Source organism: Streptomyces sp. NBC_00247, from assembly GCF_036188265.1.
Lineage (GTDB): Bacteria > Actinomycetota > Actinomycetes > Streptomycetales > Streptomycetaceae > Streptomyces.
In genome coordinates, this window is the sequence record NZ_CP108093.1 from 3,715,108 (window position 1) to 3,737,500 (window position 22,393).

Genomic DNA, 22,393 nt, shown 5'->3' on the forward strand with positions numbered 1-22,393 from the left:
GATGAATGCGGTCGTACGGGTCGTCCGCAAGTCGCCCCTATTGGCGGGGGAATGCCCAGGTAAATCCCGGCCCGAAGCGGGAATGATCAAGGGGAACGGCTTGGAATCGGAGCCGTATGTCTATTAACGTTCGATAACGCAGCGCGGTCGTCCCAGCCGTCGTCAGAGACGGCGCCGTGCGCGAGCGCCGAATTCCGCAAGGGAACCGGGGAACCACTTCTTGGGGTGAATCGGACACCTGTGTCTCGACAGAGACACCAGGCGCCCGTAGGAGACCTTCCTGCTCCGAACCCGTCAGCTAACCCGGTAGGCGAGAAGGAAGGAAAGGAGTGCGCCCACGTGGCGTCCAACCAGCCTGCCCCCGAAGCCCCGTCACCCTTCGCCACCCGTGAGGGTTTCGGCTCCCCCGGGGACGCCGACAGGGCCTGGGAGGAATGGAACCCCACCGAGGATTCCCTCCGCCCCGTACGCGGCCGGCACCGCGTCGCCAAGCAGCGTGGTCTCGCGCGTAGTTCCACCGTCCTCGGGGTCGGCGTCATCGCGGCCGTCGGTGCGGGCGGCATGGCCACCGCGCAGAGCAAGCCGCCGGTCTCCATTTCTCTTCCCGATTCGCTCGCGGACAACCTTCCGGACGCCAAGTCCCTTCCCGGGCTGGGTGCTCTGATCACCGCGGTCCAGTCCGACGACACTCCCGTGCCGGTGGCAGCCGCCGCGCCGTTCACCACGGCCGGGCTCACCACGGCGGAGACCGAGCAGGGCGCCACCGACGCGGGCGAGGCGCTGCGCGCCCGCATCCTCCAGCAGGCCGAGCAGCAGCAGTCCGCCGCCGACGCGGACGCGAAGGCGGCGGAGGAGGAGGCGGCGGCGGCCAAGGCCGCCACCGAGGCCAAGAAGCAGCAGGACGCGGCCACGGCGAAGGCCGCGGCGGAGAAGAAGGCGGCGGAGGAGGCCGCGGCGAAGAAGGCCGAGGCCGAGAGGCTCGCCAAGCTCGCCGCCAGCTACTCGCTCCCCACCTCCGCGTACACGATCACCTCCACCTTCGGCGAGGCCGGCACGATGTGGGCCTCCGGGCAGCACACCGGTCTCGACTTCGCCGCGCCGACCGGTACCCCGGTCAAGGCCGTGCACGGGGGAACGGTCAAGTCGGCGGGCTGGTCGGGCTCGTACGGGTACCGCACGGTCCTGCAGCTCGACGACGGTACGGAGATCTGGTACTGCCACCAGTCCTCCATGGACGTCGTCGTCGGCCAGCAGGTCGGCACGGGCGACACCATCGGCCGCGTGGGAGCCACCGGCAACGTCACCGGCCCGCACCTCCACCTCGAAGTCCACACCGCGGACGGCACCGGCATCGACCCGATGGCCTGGCTGACCGGCAAGGGCCTCACCGTCTGACGCCTCCGGGCCCACCCGGGCACGCCGCGTGGGCCCGGGTGGCCGCGTATCCCCCGCCGGACACGCCCTCGGGCGCCCCCTGCCCCGGCAGCCCTGACGCTTCCCCCCGACGTCAGGGCTGCCGGCTTCCCCTTCGCCCTGCCGAATCCCGGCCGAATCCCTGCCGAACCCCGGCCGGAATCCCTGCCGAATCCCGGCCGGAACCGTCGCGCGGCAGTCGCCGCGGCAGCCACCGTCGGGATCACGGCCGGATCCGCCGCCGGAATCGCGGCCCGTGGGTGGCGGCTGGAGCTCCGGAAGCGGAATACGGTCTCCCGTCCGCTCCGTTGAACTCCTCATGACTTCTTCTCTCCGCACACTCGGCACGTCCGGCATCAAGGTCTTCCCCCTCGCCCTCGGCGGCAACGTCTTCGGCTGGACCGCCGACGAGGCCCAGTCCTTCGCGGTGCTCGACGCCTACACCGCGGCCGGCGGCAACTTCGTCGACACCGCCGACGCGTACTCGGCCTGGGTCCCGGGCAACCGGGGCGGCGAATCGGAGGCGCTCATCGGCAAGTGGCTCAAGGCCCGAGGCAACCGCGCGGACGTCGTCGTCGCCACCAAGGTCGGTGCCCACCCCGAGTACCGGGGGCTCGCCACCGGCAACGTCAGGAGCGCGGTGGAGGAGTCCCTGCGGCGCCTCGACACCGACTACATCGACCTCTACTACACGCACTACGACGACGAGAGCGTCCCGGTGGAGGAGATCGTCACCACCCTCGACCAGCTGGTCAAGGAGGGCAAGGTCCGCGAGATCGGCGCCTCCAACATCAGCCCCGAGCGCCTGCGCGCCTCGCTCGAATTCTCCGAGCGCGAAGGGCTCGCCCGGTACGTCGCGCTCCAGCCGCACTACAACCTGGTCTCCCGCGACACGTACGAGGGCCCCGCCCAGGACCTCGCCGCCGAGACCGGCCTCGGCGCGGTCCCGTACTACGCGCTGGCAGCCGGCTTCCTCACCGGCAAGTACCGGCCGGGTACGCGGGTGGAGAGCGCCCGCGCCGCGAGCGCCGGAGCGCACCTGGAGTCGGAGCGGGGGCAGAAGGTGCTGAGCGCGCTGGACGCCGTCGCCGAGGCGCACGGGGCGGAGATCGCCACCGTCGCGCTGGCCTGGCTGGCGTCGCGCCCCACGGTGGTTGCGCCGATCGCCTCGGCCCGTACGCCCGAACAGCTTCCGGCGCTGCTCGCGGTCGCCGAGCTCACGCTGACCGACGAGGAACTGGACCGGCTCACCGAAGCCTCCGCCTGAGCGAAGGCCTCACCCCGGCGGGTGCAGATAGGGGTTGTGCCCGCCGTACTGGCGGTGCGGAGGCGGCTCCTGAGGCGCCGGCGACGGGACCTGGCCGGTGCGGTACGGGGCCGCCGGACCGTCTCCGTACCCGGTCGGCGCCGGGCCCCCCTGCGCGCCGGGCGCGCCGGGCCAGGGCTGCTGCGGGGACGGTGACGGGGGCGCCCAGCCCCGGGCGTGCGCGCCGTGGGCCGCGTGGGCGCCGTGCGCGTGGGCTCCGAGGCCGTACGAGTGGGGCACCGGACGGCGGACGGCCGGCCGGAACACGCTGCGGGCCGCGTGGCTCAGCGCGGGGGAGGCGACGTTCCTGCGCTCCCAGAGGTGGTGCAGCAACTCCTGCTCACGCGCCGCGAAGTCCGCGCCCACGGCGCCGCGCCGGGCGTCCCGCCGCAGCGCGGCCAGTGAGGTCGCGAACGACTCGTACTCCGCGACGGCCCGGGCCGCCGCCCGGCCCCTGGCCCGGTCCGACGCACCGTGCCAGTGCCGGGCCAGATCCCGGGCCATGCCCCGGGCGCGCATCGAGGCGAGCGCGAGCGGTTCGGCCGGGGTGAGCCAGCCGGCCATCGCGTACGCCGGGAACTCGGCGGCGAGCGTCCGCAGTTCCCGTCCGCGCGACCAGATCGCCAGCCAGGTCAGCAGCCCGAACGCGGGCATCATGGCGACGCCGTAGACCAGGTAGAAGCCGTACTGACCCCAGGTCGCCGAACCGTTCCACAGGGCGTGCATGCCCATCGCGAGCAGCAGCCCCAGCAGCGGGAGCGCGATCCGGCGGACCCGTCGCCGGCCGCCCCCCGCACGGCTCGCCGCGGCGAGACCGAAGCCGATGCCCGTCATCGCCGTGAACACCGGGTGCGCGAAAGGCGACAGGACGATCCGCACGAAGAAGGTGCCGACCGTCAGCGACACGATCCCCACCGTCCCCAACTGCCGGTCCTCACCGAAGGCGCTGCCGAGGTAGAGGATGTTCTCGCTGAACGCGAAGCCGGTCGCGGTGAAGCCGGCCGCCACGATCCCGTCGACGACCCCGTTGAACTCCCGTCTGCGGAACAGGAAGAGCATCAGCACGGCGGCGCCCTTCGCGCTCTCCTCGACGATCGGCGCGACGACCGTGGCCCCCAGGGTGTCGGCGCCCGCCGGGTCCGCCGAGAGATTCGCGATCCAGTACGTCGCGAAGGAGTTCGCGACGATCGCGACCAGCGCCGCCGCGCACGAACCCCAGGCGAAGGCGAACAGCAGATTCCGCCAGGGCGCCGGTTCGACCCGGTCCAGCCAGCGGAACGCGGCCATCAGGAGCGGCACCGGCAGCACCGCGAGCCCCAGACCGACGAGGAACCCCTCGGTGCCGGTCTCCTCACGCACCAGAGCCAGGATGAGCAGCCCGCAGATGGCCAGCGTGACGATCACCGCGCCCGCGCGGAACGCCTTGCTGCGCCACACCAGCCCCACCCGGCGCGGGCGGTAGCGCCAGTGGGCGCGCTCCGGGACGGCGCCCAGGATCTCGCCGAGCCGTCGCTCTTCGAGCACGGGGACGACGGGTTGCGGATGTCGGTGCTGCTCGGACCCGGCGGACATGTCCCGACCCTAACGAGCGGGACCGACAACTGACCAGGCGGTTCCCGGGCGGCCCACGTCGTCGACAGGCCGCAGGGCCGATGCCGCCGGGAGCCGATGGGAGCCGTGCGGCTCCGTCGGACGTCCCGTTCGCCGGAATCCTGTCCGCCGGACCTCTCAGATCCTGGTGAAGAGCAGGTCGTGGACGACGTGCCCCTTGTCCAGGCCCTGTCCCTCGAAGCGGGTCAGCGGCCGGAACGCGGGACGCGGCGCGTAACCGCCGTCCGCCCGGGTGTTCTCGAACCGGGGGTGCGCGGTGAGCACCTCCAGCATCTGCTCCGCGTACGGCTCCCAGTCGGTCGCGCAGTGGATCACCGCGCCCGGCTTCATGCGGTCCGACACCAGGTCCAGGAAGTCCGGCTGGATCAGACGGCGCTTGTGGTGGCGGCTCTTGGGCCACGGGTCGGGGAAGTACACCCGAAGCCCGTCCAGCGCCTGTGGCTTCAGCATCTCGCGGAGCAGGATGATCGCGTCGCCGTTGGCGACCCGCACGTTGGTCGAGCCCGCCTGGTCGGCGAGGCGGAGGAGATTGCCCTGGCCCGGGGTGTGCACGTCGACGGCGAGGATGCCCGTGGCCGGGTCGTCCGCCGCCATCTGCGCGGTCGCCTCGCCCATGCCGAAACCGATCTCCAGCACGACCGGCAGTCCGCCGAACATCTGGTCGAGGTCCAGGACGCGCAGACCGTCGATGTCGAAGCCCCACCGCGGCCAGAGGCGTTCGAGGGCGTCCTGCTGGCCGATCGTGACCCGGCTGCGGCGCGGCTGGAAACTGCGGATGCGGCGCTCGTGGTGCGAGCCGGCCGGATCGGCGGCGGGTCCACCGGGGAAGCGCGGCTCCTGGCGCAACCGGCGCTGCCGGTCGAAGGAGGCGGCCCGTCGGGCGGCGGCGTCGGCGGCTTCCGCGGCGTCCACGTCGGCCGTCGCCTCGGTGGTGCCCGCGGCCGCGGTCGCCTCGGCGTTCGTGGCGGGGGCCTCGGCGGTCCCGGCGTGCGCGCCGGGCTCCGTGCTGGGGTTCAGGGGCTGCTCAGACACAATGCCCCGATTCTACGGCGGGCGGCCTCCACCCCGCTCCCGAAGCGAGGGCGAGGACCCGCCGGGCGATCTCCCGCCCCACCGGCAGCGCCGTGGCGAGCGCGGCGTCCGCAGGGGTGTGGAGCACGTGCACGGTGTGCGGGGCCTCGCGGATCAGGAAGTCCTCGACCGGTGTGCCGTCGCCGTGCACCGCCTGGGCCCGCACCCGGGCGGGAGCCGGGCGCAGGTCGTCCTCGGTCACCTCGGGCAGCAGCCGCCGGAGGGCGGCTGTGACCGCCGCCCCCGTCGCTCCGGCCCGTCCGGCCTGCTCCGACCGCCCGGCCCGTCCCGCCCGCTCTCCGGGCGCGGTCCGCGCGACAGGCCCGGTCAGTTCCGGCGGCGGGACCGCACCGGCCCGGACGAGGCGCGCCCCGTCCTGTACGTACGCCTCCTGCCGACGCGCGGTCCGCCGGGAGACGGGCCGGGCCAGCGCGGAGAGCAGACCTCCGGGGTGGAGCACGGGTTCGGCCCGCCCGGACGGGCTCGCGCCGACCGGCCCCACGTGGACGGTCCCGTCGACGGACCGTACGAGGCCCCGGATCAGCTGTGCCCCGAGGAACGGGTGCCCGGCGGCCGGCACCGGGTGGACCACCGCGCTGACCAGCTCCGGCCTGCGCAGCTCGTAGTAGATGTCCCGGACGGGCACGACGCGTACTCCGGGCTCGTCGCCCGCGAGCCGCGCCACCCGGTCGCTCCCCGGGCCCGCGGCGTTGACCAGGGCCCTGGCGCGGACCACCGTCCCGTCCGCCGTGCGGGCCGCGACGCCCCAGGGCCGCCGGTCCACGGCGGTCACCCGTGCCGCGCACCGTACGACCGAGCCGGCCGCGGTGACCTCGCGCGTCAGCGCGGCGAGGACCCCGGCCGCGTCGCAGACCCCGGTGGTGGAGACCCGGATCGCCGCTTGTCCGCGCACCCGGGGCTCGTACTCGGCGATCTGCGCGGGGCCCAGCTCGCACACCGGCAGCCCGTGTTCCCGGCCGCGCTGCGCGAGGGCGTGCAGCCGGGGGAGCTCGGAGCGGTCCGTCGCCACGATCAGCTTGCCGGAGACGGCGTGGGCGATGCCGTGCCGCGCGCAGAAGTCGGTCATCTCGCCGCCGCCGCGCGCGGCGAACCGGGCCGTGAGGGAACTCCGGCGGTGATGGACACCGCTGTGGATCAGCCCGCCACCCGGCCCCGCGAGGTGGTCGCAGGGGTTCCGCGCCTCCTCCAGGACCGTGACCCGGGTCCCCGGCGCCGCGCGCGTGAGCGCGTACGCCGTCGACAGACCGACGATCCCGCCGCCGATCACCAGCACGTCGCAGTCGTAGTCCGCGTGCGTCCTCATCACGCCACCTCCCACCCCGATAGTGCACTGACCCGCTGACAACCGGATCAAACCCCGGACGGGGCGGGGACGTGGCGCGTGTTCCGGCGGGCGGGGCGCGAGGGCGGCGTCAGGCGGGCGCCACCAGCAGCGGCCGGGCCCGCTCGCGCAGCTCGGCGACGCGTGGCTCGTCCCCGTACGGTTCGAGGCGGTGCAGCAGATCGCGGACGTACTCGGTGGTCCGGGCGGAGGAGATCCGCCCCGCGACCTCCACCGCGCGGGTGCCGGCGGCGCACGCGGCGTCGAGGTTCCCCGACTCCAGCTCCGCCACCGCGGAGACGACCAGCCGCAGGCCGTGCGAGCGGACGAACTCCTCGGTGGGCTTCGACAGCGCGAGCTCGGTGAACCTGCGCACCTGGCGAGGTGCCTTGAGGTCGCGGTAGCACTCCGCGGCGTCGGCGGCGAACCGGTCGTACGAGTAGAAGCCGAGCCACGAGGGATCGGAGTCCCCCGGCCGCGACCGCTCCAGCCAGCTCTCCGCGCCCCGCAGCGCGGCCCCGGCCGCCGGGGCGTCCCCCGCCTTGGCGTGGGCGCGCGCCTCCACCAGCCGGAAGAAGCTCATCGTCCGGGCCGTGGCCAGGCCCCGGTTGCGCTCGACCGCCGCTTGCGCGAGGTCGACCCCCTCGTCGGCGAATCCCCGGTAGGTCGCCTGGAGCGACATCGAGGCCAGGACGTACCCGCCGAGCGGGACGTCGGCGGCGGCCCGGGCGAGCCGCAACGCCTGGATGTAGTAGCGCTGGGCGGCCTCCTGCTGACCGGTGTCGAAGGCCATCCACCCGGCCAGCCGCGTCAGTTCGGCCGATGCGCCGAACAGCGCACGGCCCACCTCGTCGCTGTACGAACCGAGCAGCAGGGGTGCGGCGTCGACGCGTAAGCACTCCGGGACCATCGACGAACGCCAGTCTCCGCCGCCGTACTTGGAGTCCCAGCGGCGCGCGTCCTGGGCGGCCTCGCGCAGTTTGGCGACGTCGCTGTGCCCGACCCGGAGCGGCGAGGCGTCGGCCACGGACTCGGGTCCCGGCTGCACGGGGACCGTGCCATGTCCGGCGGGCAGCACGAGAGCGTTCTGCGCCGGACCCGCGGGCGCCGGGCGTACCGTCCCAGGACCGGCGAGGAGCGCGGTCCGCGCGGCGGCGGAGTCCCGGGCGACCGAGGGGTCGGCGGGGGTTATCAGCCAGCGCGAGGCGGGCGTCGCGTAGGCGCTGACCGAGAAGGATCCCGCCAGCGACTGCCAGATGCCGTTGCCGCCGCGGCGGCCCGCGAGGTCCAGGCGGTACAGCTCCGTGGCGGAGTGCACCGCCTCCGCCACGTCGCGCGGGAAGGCGAGCCCCACCTCCGGCGCCGGGTCGGCGTCGGCGAGGCCGATCTCGTGCAGCGGGACCGGCCGGCCCAGCTTGGCCCCGATCGCGGCGGCGATGAGATGCGGCGCCGCGCCCTGCGGCACCATGCCCTTGGCGACCCAACGGGCCACCGAGGTCTTGTCGTAGCGAAGTGTCAGCCCGCGCTGTGCTCCGAGGTCGTTGACCCGCCGGGCGAGCCCGGCGTTGCTGATTCCCGCGAGGGCGAGAACCGTGCCGAGCTTCTCGTTCGGCCCGCGTTGCTCCCTGGACATGCGCCACCCCTCGACACACAGACAGCCGCCGCGTCACCGGAGGCGGTGCGCGGCATTCGTGCCGTGTTCTCCTCGCGGCGGGACCTCCTCGGCCGGGCGCACACGCAGGTGGCCGAACCCCGAGGAATATGCCGCCGTGCTGAGACCATCGGTAAACCCAGCGTAGTTCTCCGCATCCCTACCGTTAAGGGGCATGGGTTCGGATGGCGGGATTGTGGTCCGCGCCGGGCGTCGTGCGGGGGTCGTCCGGAGGGCCGGAGGGGGCGGCGGAAGGTGTCCGATGTGCCCCGGCCGTGTGGCTGTGCGCCCGGCCGTGCGCTCTCGTCGGGCCGGTGTCGAAGCGCTTCCATGGAGCGTGCGTGGGTCGGCCCGCCGCACTGGACTCGGCGGGCTGGGGGACCCTGCCGCCCCATTCCCCGCGGGCGGCGGACCGGCCCGGGAGGTGCGTGCCATCTCCCGGGCCGAGCGCCGGCCGGGGCCCTGCGGGGCGGGCGGCGGGGCGCGGCACGCGCGTGGACGGCCCGGGGGCGTGCGCCCGGCTCGCGCACGGGACCGGCCCGCGGAACGGCGGGGCGAGGCGGTGGACGCGGGGCGGGGGCGGCGGTGCGCCGATGGTGCGCGGCCGAAGAATGGCCGGATGTCGACGGTCGCTGATCCGTTGGAAACCACCGCGAGAGCGCTCCTCCGGTGGCTTGAATATGTCTGATGGTGCGTCGGCCGAGTCCTCCCGGCGCCCCGGCGGCGGACCTCCGCGAGGACCGGGGTGGGGCCGCGGGCGGGGTCGCGGGTGGGGTGGGGCGGGGCCCGTGGAAGGGGCGTGGCGGTGGTGCGGGCGCCCCGTCGGGCGCCGGGGCGCCGTCGGTGCCGTCGGCTCCCCCTGCGCCGTCGGCGGGGCGGGCGGCGGCGGGGGTAGCGGTCGGGTGGTCGCGGGTGACAGTGGCGACGGTGGCGCCGGGTGGTCGTGGGTCGGCGGGTGTCGGCGTGATGCTTCGCGGGCCCTCGGCGCCGCGCCGGGGCGTTGAGGCGTGGGAGGCGTGCGGACGCGGGGGCGTGCGGGCGGGTCGTGGGGGCGGTGGGCGTGCGGGCAGTGGGCGTGCGAGTGTGTCGTGGGGGCGTGCGGGCGGCGGTCCCGGCCCAGGCCCTTCCGGCCCAGGTCCTTCCGACCTCCCCGTGACCGGATCGGCCCAACAACCGGAAGGGTCAGTTCCGTTGAGCGGCCCGGCCGTGTACAGGCCTTCCGGCTCGTGCCAGGGGCGCATGCTCTTCCGGCGTGCGCCGCGCGTACCCCCTCCCTGCCGCCGCAGTCGTGGCAGCATGTCCCGCAGCGGCGTTCCAGCGGACCATGTGCGCCGTCAGTCCACAGCCTGTGGAGGCGGCGATGCGTTGGTTGGTGGGGTGGAGCAGTATCGCCGCGAGCTTCGGCACGGTGGGTGCGGTCGGTGCGGGCGGCGAGGGGCGCACGGTCCATCCGGTGGGCTCCCAACTCCTGTGGGGCGACCCCGATCCGCTGTGGGCGGTCGGCGACTGGCGCCCCGACGAGATCCGCCTCATCGACGCCGCGACCACGGTCGGCGCGCCCACCACCCGGCTCGCGGTACTCGGTTGCTGCGGGGCGACCGACGAGCAGCTCCGCGTCGGACTCCTCTCCGCGCGCGGCGGCGCGCTGCGCCATCTCACGGCCTGGCCGGGCAGTTACACGGTCGTCGTGCAGACAGGACGGCGCATCACCGTCACCGGTGACCTGGCCGGAGCCCGCCCGGTCTTCCACACCCCCTGGGCCGGAGGCACCGCCTACGCCACCGCCGCACTGCCGCTCGCCGACCTGATCGAGGCCCAGCTCGACATCGGCCACCTGGCCGCCCTGCTCGCCTGCCCCGACACCCCGGAGGCCCTGGGCGACGGGACTCCGTACGCCGGTGTGAAGCGCGTCCCGCCCGGCCACGCGCTCATCCTCCGCGAGGGTTCCCGCGAGATCACCGGCTACGAACCCGTCGCCTCTCTCGCCGTCGCCGCCCCGCAGGCCGACCCGGTGCACGCGGTGGAGGGCGTACGGGACGCCCTCGTCGAGGCCGTACGCGCCCGGCTCACCGCGCCGCGCCACGCCCCGGAGGTCGGGCCGCAGGACCCCGGGCCCGTCCCCGGCATGGGGCCCGCCGACCGCCGCGCGGCCCGTGGCCGGGGGCCGGTCCCCGGCATCGGGGCCGACCTCTCCGGTGGCAGCGCCTCCGCGACCCTCGCCCTGCTCGCAGCCGGTCTGCCCGGCCTCCCCGGTACGGTCCTGGGACACGGCACCGGCGCGGGGGAGCGGCTCCTCGCCGTCACCTTCAACGACCTCACCACCCGCGGCGACGAGGACGAACTCGCCCGCGCTCGCGCCATCGCCGCCAACCCGCGCCTGCACCACGTGGTGGTCCCCGCGGGTGAGGAGGCTCTCCCGTACGCGGACCTCTCGGTGGAGAACGGTGTGATCACCGACGAGCCCGCGCCCTCCCTCGTCGTCGCCGAACGCCACCGCCGCCGCCTCGCCGCCGGCAGCGCGGACCACCTGGTCGGCTACGGAGCCCGGCAGGTGCTCGACGCCCACCCGGCCCGCCTGGCAGACCTCCTGATGGACCGCCGCCGGCGCGACCTGCTGAGACCCGTCGCGGCACTCACCCGGGCCGAAGGCGCCTCCGCGCACGCGATGTTCGTACCGCTGGCGGTCTACCGCGCCGCCCGTCGGCTGGCCCGCACCTCCTACCGCAGCGGCCTGGAGACGGCCGCCGGGGTGCTGCCCGAAGCCAACCGGTACCCCGTCGGTCCCGGTAGCGGCGGCACCCCCGCCGATGCCTCACTGGCCGCCCTCACCTGGTCCCGGCCCGGGCCCGCCGCGCGCTGGCTCACCGGGGAGGCGCTCGCCCAGGTGGCGGTCCGGCTCCAGGAGGCGGCGATCCGCCCCACCACGGCGCAGCGCCCGGGTCAGGCCCGGGCGGGTGCGGCCCTCGCCCGGGTCGCCGCAGGCCACCGCATCCTGGAGCAGGCCGCCGACATCCGCAGCCAGCGGCTGCACGCCCCCTTCCTCGACAACCAGGTCGTGCGGGCGGCCCGGGCCCTGCCCGAGTCGCTCCGGGTCCAGCCGGGGGCGCGCGCCGCGATTCTGCGCCGGGTCCTGTCGGGTGCCGGCATCCACGAACTGCCCACCGGCTGGGGCGCCCCCTCGCTGGCCCGGTCGACGGAGGCGACCCGCACCGGACTCCGGCTGGCGTTGCCCGAGTTGCTGGAGCTGTTCGACGCCCCGTTGCTCGCCGACGCCGGCCTGATCGAGGCGCGCGTGGTCCGCAAGGCGTTGCGCGCGGCCGCCGACGGGGAACCGCTGCCGCTCGACGGGCTCGCGGACCTCGCCTCCACGGAACTCTGGCTCCGACGCCTGATGGGCCGCCGGGGTACCTGCTGGACCGGTACGGCCGCACCGCGCAGCCGGGCCGTCGCCGGGGGCGTTCTCCCGGTCGGCCGCCGCTCGCTCCAGGCTTGAAGCGCGTGGCGAAAGCAGCGCCGTCCGCCCGGAGGGCGGGCCCGGCGGCGTCCGGTGCGTGCGATCGCACGGTGGAGGGTCGCCCCGATACCGGATGTGTCGGGGCGGCCCCGACCACGCGGCGAGCGTGCGTGCCGGCCGTCGCCGGACAGGCGGGACTTTCGGCACATGCCCTGGAAGTGCCCTGAAGATCTTGCGATCCCGCCCGGCTCGCACCGGTTCATGGCGATTGGAATTTACTGGCGATTCGGGATGGTCCGGGTGACCCAGGCAAGATCATCCGCCTTCCAGCGGCCGGAAGCGCGAGGTGGGGTGCGAGGTGCGGGTTCCAGCGGACACCGCTACCCGCAGGTGAACCGGGAATCGGCCCAGTCGGCCATCGTCGCCCCGCCGAGCGGCCCTGCGGGCTCGACGACCAGGCGCACCGTCGTCCGCCCGTCCAGCGGAACGCTCACCGGTACGGCGGGGGAGCCCGCCCGCACGATCCCGGAGGCCCACAGCACTTCGCCCTCGCCTCCGACCACGGAGAAGCGCACGGCGCCCAGGCCGAGGGCCAGATCGTCGATGCCGGCCATCGCCTCGTACCGCGTGCAGCGTCCGTCCAGCCGGACGACGACCGAGGACCGGCCGCCCACCGTCACGCCGTGCGCGTACGGGGTGGAGGCGATCGACAGGCCCCGGCGCTGCCAGAGCGGGCTGCTGCCGGAGAGTCGCACCGTGGGACCGGAGCCGTCGCCCGTGATGTCGTAGCGCAGCTCGCTGAACCGGTATACCGAGGGGGCGGGAGACTGCGGCGCGGGCTCCTCGGCCGGCGGGGGCGCGGGGCTCGGGGCGGGAGCCTCCTCGGCGGGCGGGGACGAGGGCGCGGGAGCGGACGGGGTGGGTGCGGCCGAGGGCTTCGGCGCGGACGGTTCCGGTACGGACGGGGAGGGCGAGGGCCTCGGAGTGGCCGGCCGGGACGGTTCTGGCGTGACGGGCGGCGTCGGCGCGGGAGGGGGCGGCATCGGAGCCGGCGGCTCGGGCGAGGGCGCGGCGGACGGGACCGAGGCCGCCGCCGCCGGAGGCTTGGCCACCGGCTCCGGCCGGTCGTCGCCGGCCAGCGCCCACACCAGTCCGGCAGCCGCCGCGATGGCCACCGTGGCCGCGATCCCCACCTTGACGGGGGCGCCCAGCCCTTCCGCCGCAGCGCCTCCGGCCGCGGACCCGCCGCCGGACCCACCCGCCGCGGCGCCGCCCGCCGAACCCGTGCCCGCGGCAGCGCCTGCGGCCGTGCCCGTGGTGGTGCCCGTGGTGGTGCCGGTCGCGGCGGCAGCCGCCCCGGCTCCGGCCACCCCCAGCGTGCCGCCCGCCACGACTCCTGCCGCCTTGAGCGAGTACGCGGCGGCGAACCAGCCGATGACCGCGATCGGGAGCAGTGCGGGAATCCCCGCGTTGACCTGCTGCAACTCTCCCGCAGCCACGCGGCATTTGGCGCATTCGTCCAGATGCTTGCGGAGTCCGCGCTCCGCCCGCGTCCGCAGACCGCCCCGGGCGTACGCCCCGAGCCGGTCGGCGTACCGCGCGCAGTCACCGCCCGCCACCAAGGCCTGGCTGACGTGTGCCTGGAGGTAGGCCTGCTTCAGTCCCTCACGGGCTCTTCCCGCCAGCACCGCCGTGGCGTTGGCGGACAACCCGAAGAGCGGGGCGACCTCGCTCGGCGACTCCTCCTCCACGGTGGTGTGCCAGAGCACGGCCTGCCAGCGCTCCGGCAGGCTGCGGAACGCCTGCAGGGCCATGGACTGTTCGGCTTCGTGCATTGCGCGGACGTCGGCGCCCAGGTCGAGGGTGTCGTCGTCGGACAAGTCGGAGGTACGGGTCGCCCCTGCGGCGAACACCGCGAAGTCGTCGACCAGATGCTCGCGCTTCGCGCTCTTGGTCCAGGCGGCGGCGACATGGCGGACCGCGGTCATCAGGTAGGCGCGGACGGCTTCTTCGGGCCCCTTTCCGCCGCGTACCGCCTGGAGGGTCCGGGTGAACACCTCGGCCGTCAGGTCGTCCGCGGTGTGCGCGTCCCGGCAGCAGGAGCGCGCGTAACGTCGGACGGCGCCCGAGTGGCGCCGGAACAGCTCTTCGTACGCCCGGTCGTCACCGGACCGCATACCCCTGATCAGCTCGGCGTCCGAGACGGCGGGGCCGGTCGAGGCCCCTCGTCCCGTGCGCTGCGGAGGGACGGACCAGGGACCCGGCAGCACCGTGCCGCCCCCGCTCCCTGCCGGAGTCCCCTCGCCGGGCTCCCGCGGGTTCGGGACGCCCCGGGCCTCCCGCACGTCCCGAACCTCCCGTACGCCCCGTTCCTCCGCTCGTCCCGGGGCTTCCCGTCCCGATCCCTCCCGCGCCTCCGCGCCGCCGGGCGTATCCGCGACGGGCCGCTCGGAATCCGGCGCATCCGCGCCGCCCGGCGAATCGGGGCCGGGCGTATCCGTGCCGTCGGGTGTGCCGGAGCCGGGTGTGCCGGCCAGGGCCGGGTGCGGGCCGTCCGATCCGCTGCCGGGCGCCCTGGTGCGGGAGGGCCTGTCCGCGCCACCCTGCGGGGGCACCTGTGCCCCGTGTGGCGGGGGGACCGTGCCTTCCGCGGTGCCGCCCTCGGTCGAGACGCCGTCGCGCGGCTCTTCCCGTGTGCCGTCACCGCTCATCGCGGAGCCCCCGTACCTGCCGTGAACCCGATTCCGGGCAACACTGCCACAAGCCCCCTGCGCCGCGCGCAGGTTCAGGCCCACCTTCCACTCGTCCGGGGTGCTTGACCGAATGAGAGCGCGAGAGGTCATCCGAACGGGAGGGGCACGCTTGCGGCCCACCGCCCGACGCCCCGCCCGCCTTCGGCCGATCGCCCACGGCCTTCGGACGGCTGAGGTGCTCCGGCTGCCGGCCGGTCCGGCCCACCCCTCCCGGAGCGCGGGCAGCCCTCGACAGCCCACCCGCGCCCCTCACGACCTCATGCGGCGGGACGCGAACGCAGTCCTTCCAGCAGGATGTCCAGCAGCCGTGCCGACGCGGCGGCTTGCTGGGCCGAGTCCGGCAGCGAGGGTGCGGAGGTGGCGATCACCAACAGCACGTCTGCCACCGTCACGTCGGGGCGCAGCTCGCCGGATTCCCGAGCGCGCTCGACGAGTAGGCCCACGACCTCGAGCAACTCGCCCGTGCCCGCGTGCTCCTCGGCCTCCTGCGCGCCCGTCCGCAGCGGTGCCAGACGGAGGTCCGCCGGGGTCGCGCCCTGCCGCTGCTGAGGCACCCACGTCCCGTCCACGCCGTCTCCGGCGGTGCGGAGGCCCTCATCGCCCCGCGAGGAGGCCTCGACGCGCAGCACCTGCGGCGGCAGCAGCCTTCCCGCACCGGACGCCACCGACGTCCGGAGGAAACGGGAGAGCGCGGACCAGGCCTCGTCCTCCTGGCCGAGCGCGGCGCGCGCCTGCTCCGTCAGCCGGGCCGTCTCGGCCTCGGCTATTCGGCGTACCAGTACGTCCTTGCTGGGGAACCGTCGGTAGACGGTCCCCACCCCTACCCGTGCCCGACGGGCCACGTCCTCCATCGGAGCGCCGTACCCCAGCTCACCGAAGACCTCCCGTGCCGCGCGCAGGACGTGCTCCAGATTCCGCTGCGCGTCCACGCGCAGCGGCGCCGAACGAGCCGACGCGTCCACGGAGCCGGCGGCCGGTCCCGTGGAAGAACCGTCCGACGCGATGGCCCCCGCCGGCCTGAGCGAGTCCGTTCCCCCGATCGGGCGGGACGACTCGACCACGGCGAGCCCTCCCGGCGTGTTCAGCCGCGCGACGGCCTCGGTCGAGACGGCAACCTGCCCATGCGAATCCTGAATGTGCATGACTTCCCCCGGTTATGACGTCTCCCCCCGGAGACTTCCCCACCATGTGAACCGGAGCGAGGAGTGCCGAACTACCCCATCCCCCACCCCGATCGGCTACGAACATAGTTGAGCGGGGGGCAATTCAGAAGGGGCAGTTCCGCACGGAGCGCCCCTCGATCGGAGCAAGGACCCGTTGATTCCTGTTTCCGCCCATGCGCGCGCCCCCCTCCTCGCCGCCTGACCTGCGGGGCTACCCCGACATTCCTGACGGGTAGTGAGTCCGCGCGCCGGAGCTTCCCGGTCACACAATTTGCAGGGCCTGTGGACAAACCCGCGACTCCGTTGCGTCATGGGGTGGTGATGGCTCCAGAATCCCGGGGAACGGCCCCCGGCAGCAGGCCGGGTGCGCGCATTCTCGTCGTCGGCGGAGGCTATGTCGGGATGTACACGGCGCTGCGCCTCCAGCGGAAGCTGAAGAGCGGGCTGAGGAGCGGCGAGGTCGAGATCCTGGTCGTCACGCCCGATCCCTATATGACGTATCAGCCGTTTCTCCCCGAAGCGGCGGCCGGGTCGATTTCGCCCCGGCACGTCGTCGTCCCCCTCCGCAGGGTCCTCGGCCTGTGCCGCGTCGTCGTCGGGGAGGTCCACCGCATCGACCATGCGAACCGGACCGCCACCGTGAGTACCCTCACCACCGGCGGACCCGGAGACGGGGCGGTGGAGATGCGGTACGACGAGTTGGTCCTCGCCCCCGGCTCCGTCGCGCGGACTCTTCCGATCCCCGGACTCGCCGAGTCCGGGATCGGTTTCAGGACGGTGGAGGAGGCCATCAAGCTGCGCAACCACGTCATCGAGCAGATGGACATCGCCTCGGCCACCCGTGATCCCGCCCTCCGCGACGCGGCTCTCACCTTCGTCTTCGTCGGCGGGGGCTACGCCGGCGTGGAAGCACTCGCCGAACTGGAGGACATGGCCCGCTACGCCGCGCGGTACTACCACAACATCCGGCCCGACGACCTGAGATGGATTCTCGTCGAGGCGACCGGGCGCATTCTCCCGGAGGTCGGTGAGGCCATGGGCGCGTACGCGGTGCGCGAGTTGCGCGGACGCAATGTCGACGTACGGCTGGAAACCCGTCTGGACTCCTGCGAGGACCGCGTCGCCGTACTGAGCGACGGCTCCCGCTTCCCGACCCGCACGCTCGTCTGGACGGCCGGGGTGAAGCCCGCGCCGCTCGTCGCCGCAACCGGTTTCCCGGTGACCGAACGCGGCAGGCTGCGCTGCACCGCCGACCTGCGGATCGCCGGAACCCGGCACGCCTGGGCGGCGGGCGACGCGGCGGCCGTCCCCGATCCGACGGCCCCGGAACCGGGCGCCGTGACCGCGCCCAACGCCCAGCACGCCGTCCGTCAGGCGAAGGTCCTGGCGGGCAACGTCGTCGCGTCCCTCGAAGGGCGTCCGCTCACCGACTACCGGCACGCGTACGCCGGCTCGGTCGCCTCCCTCGGCCTGCACAAGGGAGTCGCCCACGTCTTCGGCCGGAGACTGAAGGGCTACCCCGCCTGGTTGATGCACCGGGCCTACCACCTCAGCCGCGTACCGACGTTCAACCGGAAGGCGCGCGTTCTCGCCGAATGGATCCTGTCCGGACTCTTCACCCGCGAGATCGTCTCGCTCGGCTCGCTGGAACACCCCCGCGCCGAGTTCGAGCTGGCGGCCGGGGGCTCCGGCCCCCACCGCACCCCGCCTCCCCGTCGGCACCCGGGTACCGGCGACGAGTCCCCCGAGCCGGAGGAGCCGCCGGGCTGACCGCCCCTCCCCGTACGAGCCGCCCGCCGTCCACGTCCCCTTCCGCGGAGGCACGAGATCCCTTCGTACCGATGTCGTACCACCGTCCTACCGTCACGGTACGAACCCGGGCCGGCCGCCCCGCTCAGCCCCGGAAGCCCTGGGGCGGGCACCTGTGCCACCCCGTCCGGAGGCCCCGGACGCACGGAGGTGCCCCGGGCCCGTACCGACGGCCGAATGACGACTGTCAGTACGCTCCGTCACACTGGACGTGTGACCATAGGTACGTCCGCATCTGCACAGAGTGACCCGATCGCCCGCGGCCAGAGGTGAACGTCGACCCCGCCCCCCGGCGGGCGCCGGCGCGGTCACCGGTGCACGGCGACGTCGCACCGGCAGCACGCGGAGGCCGAGCCGGAGTTTCCCCGGGCCGCGCCCCGCCCCCGGCACCGGCGAGGGACGCGGAAGCCGAGGCGGCGGACCGGACCGAGCGCCACGAGGCGAGCGGACGACGTGGCGGACGCGGTGCCACGACGCAGAAGATGCAGCAGAAGCAGCCAGCCCGAGCGGACCAGACCGACACACGAGGCAGAAATACGTGAACTTCACGCGCTGGAGCGCCCGTCTTCCCGGAACGCAGCGTCGCGCCGCCGCCCGGGACGACCGCGGTTCCGTCCCCGCTGCCCGGGCCGAGTACGCACAGGCGGAGTCTCCCGCCGCGCCCGCGGCCGTCCCGCAGACGACCGACGAGCCCGCTGCCGCCGGCCCGCAGACGCCGGGCGGCACCCCCGGCACGGTTCCGGTCCTCGACGACCTGCCCGCCCGCGAGATCCTCGGCCGGCTTCCCGCGCCCGTGGCACTGTTCCAAGGACCCGACCACCGGGTCGCGTACGTCAACGCCGCCTACGAGACGGCCTTCGGCCCCCGGCCGTGCGGAGCGCCCGCGGCCGAGGCCATGCCGGAGCTGGCCGAGTTGAGCGTACTGCCCCTGATGGACCAGGTCCTGCGCAGCGGCACCCCGCGTACGGTCAAGTCGCGCCGCACCCTCGGCGGCGGCTCGTACACCGTGACCTGCACCCCCGTCGCCCCCTGGGAGACCGGCACCGACGGCGGTCCGGCACCGGACCGCGGGACGCCGAGCGAGGGCGGCGTCCTGGTGCACGCCGCCGACGTCACCGACCACGCCGAGGCGGCCGAACGGCTCCGCACCAGCGAACGCCGCCACCGTGAGATGGCCGTCACCCTCCAGCGCTCGCTGCTCCCGCAGGAGCTGGAGCAGCCGGACGACCTGCGGATCGCCGCCACCTACCAGCCCGGCGGCACCGACGCGGCGGTCGGCGGGGACTGGTACGACGTCATCACCCTGGGCGCCGGCCGGACCGCCCTGGTCATCGGCGACGTGATGGGCCGCGGAGTCCGTGCCGCCGCCGTCATGGGCCAGCTGCGTACGGCCGTGCGCGCGTACGCCCGCCTCGACCTGCCCCCGCACGAGGTGCTCCAGCTCCTCGACGGCCTGGCCGCCGAGATCGACGCCACCCAGATCGCGACCTGCGTCTACGCGGTGCACGACCCCAACGAGGGCCACCTCGTGTTCGCCTCGGCCGGTCACCTGCCGATCCTGGTGTGCGACGAGGACGGGACGGTGCGCGTCGCCGAGGACCCGACCGGCCCGCCGCTCGGCACCGGCGGCTGGATCCACACCTCCGGCACGATCGCGCTGCCGCCCGGTTCGACGGCCGTCCTCTACACGGACGGCCTGGTGGAGCGCCGCAGCGAGGACATCGACGAGGGCGTGGCCGCGCTCGGCCGGGCGCTGTCCGGTGCGAAGGGTTCCCCGCAGGTCGTCTGCGACCGGCTGATCCGCTCCCTCGGAGTGACCGCCGAGCACGACGACGACGTGGCGGTCCTGGTGGTCCAGCACCCCGCCCGCAAGGGGGCGGACGCGGAGCTGTTCCACAACGCCTCGCTCGATCTGCTCGGCGGCGTGGAGGCGGCACCGCGCGCCCGCGCCTTCGCCACCGGGGTGCTGACCTCCTGGCGTTTCCCGGACGAGCTGCGCGACCGCGGTGTGCTCGCGGCGAGCGAGCTGGTCGCCAACTCGCTCCAGCACGGCACCCCGCCCACGCGCCTGGGACTCCGGCGCACCGACCGGCGGCTGATCATCGAGGTGACGGACGGGGACGACCATCTGCCGCGCCGCCGGAGGGCGGAGCCCGGGGACGAGTCGGGGCGCGGCATCGCGATCGTCGCGGCGGTCGCCACCTCCTGGGGGAGCCGCCGCACTCCGGGCGGGGGCAAGGCGGTGTGGTGCGAGTTCGCGCTGCCCCGCTGACGCGGCCGTCCGGGGGCGCGGACCCGCGTCGATCAGACGGTCGGGGCGGGCACCGGGAGGGGTACCGCCGCCTCCGGCACGGACACCGCGACCACCCGTGAGGGCACGGCGGCGAGCGAGGGCTGGTCCTGCACGGGGGTGAGCCGCCGGCCCAGCCGCAGCGCCAGCACCGTGATCCCCAGCGACACCAGGACGAACGTCAGGATGTACGGGGCGTGCAGCGAGGCCCCCATCGGACCGCCGACCGCAGGTCCGAGAGCGAGCGCGAACTGCTTGCACAGGGCGAACACCGAGTTGTACTGACCGACCATCGACTCGGGCGCCAGATCGGCGACGAGCGGGGCGACGGTCGGCGCCAGCATCGACTCGCCGAGCCCGAAGAGGGCGTACGTCGAGATCATCGCGGCCGTCGCCATCGTCTGGCTGCCGTGTCCGAGGCCCGCGTAACCCGCCACGACCCAGGCGAAGGCCCAGACCAGGCCGACTCCGGCGATCACCCGGCTGCGCTTGCGCCGCTCCACCAACCGCAGGACGACGAACTGCGCGACGACGATGGCGGCGGTGTTGGCGGCCAGCGCGAGCCCCAACGTGGACGGCTCGATGCCGGCGGCCTCGGTGCCGTATGCCGCGAGCCCGGACTCGAACTGGCCGTAGCAGGCGAAGAACACCACGAAGCCCAGGACGCAGAGCTGGACCATGGCCCGGTGCGAGAGCATCGTCCGCAGCCCGCCCCGAGCGCCTTGGCCACCCTGTGCGCGCTGTCCGCCCGCGGGGGTACGGACTCCGGCCACGGATCGCGAAACGGCGGGAGCGTGGGGAAGCCGCACGGTGCTCACGACGGCACCGAGCACCAGGAACATCACGGCCTCGACCACGAACAGCAGGGTGAACGTCCCCGGCCGGTCCGTGTCGACGATCTGCCCGCCGACCAGTCCGCCGATGCCCATGCCCAGGTTCTGCAGGAAGAACTGCATGGCGAAGGCCCGGGTACGGGTCGTGCTGGTGGAGGAACGGACGAGCAGGGTGGCGAGCGCGGGCTGCATGACGGCGGCACCCGCGCCGAGCACGGCGGCCGACAGCACCGCCGTCACCACCCCGCTCGCGAAGCCGAGCGACGCCACGCCGACGGACGCGACGACCGAGGCAGCCATGAGCACCGGCAGCGGACCGCGCCGGTCGATGACCCGCCCGGTGAACGGCAGGACGACCAGCGCCGCCATGGCGAAGACCGCCAGCACGACTCCCGCCGTACCGGCGCCCAGACCGCGTACCTGCGCCACATAGACGTACAGATACGGAACGGTGAACCCGGTGCCGAACGCGCTCAGCGCGCTCCCCAGCTGAATCCTCCGCAGCGCTGCGCCCATCTCCCTGGTCACACTCACCTACCCCATGATCACGGGGCAGCACAGTGCGCCCCCGAACTACATAGACCCGAAGACTTTAACACTAAAGTTAGAACTTCAACAATGAACCTCGAAGGACTTCGAAGGGTATGGAGTCGCGTGCGATACTGCCCGGCATGTCCGAAACCACGGAGCTGGATCCCGACGAGCCGAGCCTCGACGAGCAGATCGCGGCGTACCAGCGCGAATACAGCGACCTGGATCCGCAGGTCGAGCAGGTCGTATCGGCCCTGGGGCGGCTCAACCGCCGGATGAACGTCGCCTACGGCAGACAACTCGCGGCCCTGGGCATCAGCAACGCCGAGTGGGAGGTTCTGAAGACCCTCGTGCTCGCCGGCAGCCCCTACCGCCTCGGCCCCGGCGAACTCGCGAAGCGCCTCGGGCTCACCCCCGCGGCCATGACGCACCGAATCGACCGCATGGCGGCCGAGGGCCTCGTCACTCGCGACCGGGACGAGAGCAACCGGGTGCGCGTGATCGTGGAGGTCACCGACGAGGGCCGTGCGAAGTGGCTGGAAGCGATGCGCATGGCCACCGTCTTCGAGGAGGACGTTCTCCAGGACCTCTCCGGCGACGAACGCGGAGTCCTCAGCGAGCTGCTGTTCCGGCTGCTGCGCCGGGTGGAGGAAGCGCAGCCGGACGCGGACGGCCGGCTCACCGACCTCTCCTGAACGCACCAGGGCCCGTGCCTGCGCCGAGCCGCAGGCGTGCCACCAGCCAGGGTTGACACCGCACTCCCCGATCCGTAAAGTTCTCCGAGTTGTCACGGAGCCCGATGGTTCCGGGGCAGCCGATCCGGCCGCGGACAGCGGCAAACAAACTCTGCACGAACCCCACTCGGGATAATTTCGGCATGCCGGAATTCATTTCGAAGGCTCGATTATGAGTCGCCGGGAAGAACCGCTAGAGTTTGAGACGTCGGAACGGCCCAACAGCCGCAACGACAAGCCCCACTGACTGGGAATCAGGCCCGAAAGGATCTGATAGAGTCGGACTCGCCGGAAAGGGAAACGCGAAAGCGAAGAACTGGAAAGCGAAAATCGCTTGACCCGCTTCGACCGGGAATCGGACCGATAAGAGTCTGATAGAGTCGGAAACGCAAGAACGAAGGGAAGCGCCCGGAGGGCCCCGGTGAAACGGGA

The 22,393-nt window shown here is 73.9% G+C and carries 13 protein-coding genes and 1 riboswitch; of the genes, 6 read left to right on the forward strand and 7 right to left on the reverse strand.

From position 1 onward, the window contains the following. The first annotated feature begins 175 nt into the window (after positions 1–175). Positions 176–328, forward strand: a riboswitch (cyclic di-AMP (ydaO/yuaA leader). A gap of 11 nt (positions 329–339) precedes the next feature. Together OHT52_RS15820 and OHT52_RS15825 are read left to right on the forward strand one after the other, a co-directional pair. Beyond that, positions 340–1,395, forward strand: coding sequence for a M23 family metallopeptidase (locus OHT52_RS15820; protein ID WP_328720777.1), 1,056 nt, complete (start codon positions 340–342; stop codon positions 1,393–1,395). A gap of 337 nt (positions 1,396–1,732) precedes the next feature. Next, the gene (locus tag OHT52_RS15825; RefSeq protein WP_328720778.1) at positions 1,733–2,680 is read left to right on the forward strand and encodes an aldo/keto reductase; all 948 of its coding nucleotides are present in this window, start codon (positions 1,733–1,735) and stop codon (positions 2,678–2,680) included. Between the two features lie 9 nt (positions 2,681–2,689). Here OHT52_RS15825 and OHT52_RS15830 read toward each other — a convergent pair whose 3' ends face one another. From OHT52_RS15830 to OHT52_RS15845, 4 genes are all read right to left on the reverse strand, one after another. Next, positions 2,690–4,291: a PrsW family intramembrane metalloprotease gene (locus tag OHT52_RS15830; RefSeq protein ID WP_328720779.1), complete on the reverse strand. Its 1,602-nt coding sequence runs from the start codon at positions 4,289–4,291 to the stop codon at positions 2,690–2,692. A gap of 156 nt (positions 4,292–4,447) precedes the next feature. Beyond that, complete coding sequence (gene trmB, locus OHT52_RS15835; protein ID WP_328720780.1) at positions 4,448–5,362, reverse strand: tRNA (guanosine(46)-N7)-methyltransferase TrmB; 915 nt, start codon at positions 5,360–5,362, stop codon at positions 4,448–4,450. Next, on the reverse strand, positions 5,355–6,725 hold the full coding sequence (locus OHT52_RS15840) for an FAD-dependent oxidoreductase (RefSeq protein WP_328720781.1): 1,371 nt from the start codon (positions 6,723–6,725) through the stop codon (positions 5,355–5,357). The genes trmB and OHT52_RS15840 overlap by 8 nt, the downstream gene beginning before the upstream one ends. Before the next feature lie 109 nt (positions 6,726–6,834). Further along, positions 6,835–8,376 (reverse strand): sporulation protein, encoded by a 1,542-nt coding sequence (locus OHT52_RS15845; protein ID WP_328720782.1) that lies wholly within the window; start codon positions 8,374–8,376, stop codon positions 6,835–6,837. A gap of 1,378 nt (positions 8,377–9,754) precedes the next feature. Here OHT52_RS15845 and OHT52_RS15850 point away from each other — a divergent pair. After that, on the forward strand, positions 9,755–11,887 hold the full coding sequence (locus tag OHT52_RS15850) for an asparagine synthase-related protein (protein ID WP_328720783.1): 2,133 nt from the start codon (positions 9,755–9,757) through the stop codon (positions 11,885–11,887). 341 nt (positions 11,888–12,228) lie between these two features. On the opposite strand, the gene OHT52_RS15855 is transcribed toward OHT52_RS15850, so the two are convergent. Together OHT52_RS15855 and OHT52_RS15860 are read right to left on the reverse strand one after the other, a co-directional pair. After that, the gene (locus OHT52_RS15855) at positions 12,229–14,559 is read right to left on the reverse strand and encodes a sigma-70 family RNA polymerase sigma factor (protein WP_443046588.1); all 2,331 of its coding nucleotides are present in this window, start codon (positions 14,557–14,559) and stop codon (positions 12,229–12,231) included. A gap of 299 nt (positions 14,560–14,858) precedes the next feature. Next, positions 14,859–15,743, reverse strand: coding sequence for a TetR/AcrR family transcriptional regulator (locus OHT52_RS15860; RefSeq protein ID WP_328720785.1), 885 nt, complete (start codon positions 15,741–15,743; stop codon positions 14,859–14,861). Between the two features lie 342 nt (positions 15,744–16,085). On the opposite strand from OHT52_RS15860, the gene OHT52_RS15865 reads away from it, so the two are divergent. Together OHT52_RS15865 and OHT52_RS15870 are read left to right on the forward strand one after the other, a co-directional pair. After that, complete coding sequence (locus OHT52_RS15865) at positions 16,086–17,534, forward strand: NAD(P)/FAD-dependent oxidoreductase (protein WP_328720786.1); 1,449 nt, start codon at positions 16,086–16,088, stop codon at positions 17,532–17,534. 577 nt (positions 17,535–18,111) lie between these two features. Then, positions 18,112–19,845, forward strand: a complete 1,734-nt coding sequence (locus OHT52_RS15870) for an ATP-binding SpoIIE family protein phosphatase (protein ID WP_328720787.1) — start codon at positions 18,112–18,114, stop codon at positions 19,843–19,845. Positions 19,846–19,877: 32 nt separating this feature from the next. Here OHT52_RS15870 and OHT52_RS15875 read toward each other — a convergent pair whose 3' ends face one another. Next, positions 19,878–21,212 (reverse strand): MFS transporter, encoded by a 1,335-nt coding sequence (locus tag OHT52_RS15875; protein ID WP_328723759.1) that lies wholly within the window; start codon positions 21,210–21,212, stop codon positions 19,878–19,880. Between the two features lie 155 nt (positions 21,213–21,367). On the opposite strand from OHT52_RS15875, the gene OHT52_RS15880 reads away from it, so the two are divergent. Beyond that, positions 21,368–21,922, forward strand: a complete 555-nt coding sequence (locus OHT52_RS15880) for a MarR family winged helix-turn-helix transcriptional regulator (protein ID WP_328720788.1) — start codon at positions 21,368–21,370, stop codon at positions 21,920–21,922. The last annotated feature ends 471 nt before the right edge of the window (positions 21,923–22,393 follow it).

Bases quoted from the DNA above. Each gene is read 5' to 3' on its own strand.
- OHT52_RS15865 (WP_328720786.1), top strand. From the start codon at position 16,086: ATGGCTCCAGAATCCCGGGGAACGGCCCCCGGCAGCAGGCCGGGTGCG.
- OHT52_RS15850 (WP_328720783.1), top strand. From the start codon at position 9,755: ATGCGTTGGTTGGTGGGGTGGAGCAGTATCGCCGCGAGCTTCGGCACG.
- OHT52_RS15855 (WP_443046588.1), bottom strand. From the start codon at position 14,559: ATGAGCGGTGACGGCACACGGGAAGAGCCGCGCGACGGCGTCTCGACC.
- OHT52_RS15880 (WP_328720788.1), top strand. From the start codon at position 21,368: ATGTCCGAAACCACGGAGCTGGATCCCGACGAGCCGAGCCTCGACGAG.
- OHT52_RS15825 (WP_328720778.1), top strand. From the start codon at position 1,733: ATGACTTCTTCTCTCCGCACACTCGGCACGTCCGGCATCAAGGTCTTC.
- OHT52_RS15875 (WP_328723759.1), bottom strand. From the start codon at position 21,212: ATGGGCGCAGCGCTGCGGAGGATTCAGCTGGGGAGCGCGCTGAGCGCG.
- OHT52_RS15830 (WP_328720779.1), bottom strand. From the start codon at position 4,291: ATGTCCGCCGGGTCCGAGCAGCACCGACATCCGCAACCCGTCGTCCCC.
- OHT52_RS15860 (WP_328720785.1), bottom strand. From the start codon at position 15,743: ATGCACATTCAGGATTCGCATGGGCAGGTTGCCGTCTCGACCGAGGCC.
- OHT52_RS15845 (WP_328720782.1), bottom strand. From the start codon at position 8,376: ATGTCCAGGGAGCAACGCGGGCCGAACGAGAAGCTCGGCACGGTTCTC.
- OHT52_RS15840 (WP_328720781.1), bottom strand. From the start codon at position 6,725: ATGAGGACGCACGCGGACTACGACTGCGACGTGCTGGTGATCGGCGGC.